The following is a 1,419-nucleotide window of genomic DNA, read 5'->3' as shown; positions in this document are numbered from 1 at the left end:
CGACGTCATAGCCCTCGGCCTTCAACAGCGCAGCCGTCGTCGAGGAGTCCACGCCGCCCGACATGGCGACGACGACCCTGGTGTCCTGCGGACGGCCTTCGAGATCCAGACTGTTGAGCATGGCTTCCGGTCGATACGCCCTGCGGCGATGAAGTTCCCGCTTCTTGAGCCGGGGAACAAGCAGCCGCGGGAACGGAGTTCCACGAGGTCACCTTGCCCGGTCGAAAGCGGCTGAGAGCTACCCTTTAATATAGGCCGCATTCCTGTGAAGCAATCGCATGGGCGGGATTTGGGGGAGCTTCAAGGCAATTCTTGCCGGGAGGCAGAAATGAGACCCCGTTTCGAGCGCCGCCGGACTCCTCGCCGCTCCCGCAAGAGATTGAAATCGCTTAATAAATACACAGAGCCATCGACTGGCCCACTCCTTGCTGATCCCTGACCCGAGTTTATTGCAAGAGGTTTCCCGTGGTCAGCGTGACGTCCGACGTAGCTTCAAGCGTTCCGGTGCCGAGCACACCGTCGAAATCTGCCAAGTCGCAGCAGCCGAAGGCGGCCGGCGACCAGTTCGGCGCGCTCGTTGACAGCAATACGGACGCCGCCACGAGCACCCAGCCGCCCGATCCCGCCCCGCGCCGGTCCGACGCCGCCAAGGGCGCCTCCGACAAGACCAATGCGGACAAGAGCAGCCGCGACACCTCGGCTGCCGACCAGACCTCGCAGGCCAAGTCGAACGACCAGGCCGACGATGCCGCTTCGGCCGACAAGACCGCCGCTGCCGATACCGACAAGGGCCCGGCCAAGGATAAGGTCAAGGACAAGCCCGAGACGGCGGAGACCAAGTCGGCCACCAAGTCGGGTGAATCAAAGTCCGAGCCGACCGACGAAACCGACGCCCTTGCCGCCGCCCTGCAGGCCGCCGACACCGCGCAACAGCAGGCAGCCGTCCAGACCACGCCCGATCCGACCGCCGTCATCGTCCCCGTGCCGGTCGCGCCGACCGATCCGGCTGCGACCGGAGCCCAGGTCAACACCGCCACCGATTCGCCCCTGACGATCGCCGCCGCAGGTATCGCGGCCAGCGCCTCGACGGCCGCACAGATCGCGGCACCCGCGACGGCCAAGACCGACGCCACGACAGCGACGACCGACACCACCGCGAAAACTGCAGATGCCGATGCCGCTGCGGCAAAGGCGGCACTCGCGGATGCGGCCGCTTCCGGCACGGCCGACTCCGCTCCGACCGATCCGCAGACCAGCGGCGCCCTTGTGGCCGCCGTCGACAAGGCGACGCCAAAAACCGGGTTCAAGGAAGCCGTCACCGCGCAGTCCAATAAGGACGTGTCGGACATCACCGGCGACAAGGACTCGGCCAAGCCGGCCGGCCTCACCGCGACATCAGCCAGTTCCGCCGCGACCGCG

At 66.5% G+C, this 1,419-nt stretch carries 2 pseudogenes; one reads left to right on the top strand and one right to left on the bottom strand.

What is annotated here, in order from left to right:
* Positions 1-121, bottom strand: a pseudogene (locus C2U70_RS32655) (tRNA 2-thiouridine(34) synthase MnmA); the annotation flags it as partial.
* A gap of 344 nt (positions 122-465) precedes the next feature.
* On the opposite strand from C2U70_RS32655, the pseudogene C2U70_RS32650 reads away from it, so the two are divergent.
* A pseudogene (locus tag C2U70_RS32650) lies at positions 466-1,419 on the top strand (flagellar hook-length control protein FliK); the annotation flags it as partial.

Origin of the sequence: Bradyrhizobium guangdongense (assembly GCF_006483445.1) — a bacterium.
Lineage (GTDB): Bacteria > Pseudomonadota > Alphaproteobacteria > Rhizobiales > Xanthobacteraceae > Bradyrhizobium > Bradyrhizobium guangdongense_A.
Note: the sequence above shows the minus strand (reverse complement) of the source record. Positions and strands in the feature narration are given on the sequence as shown.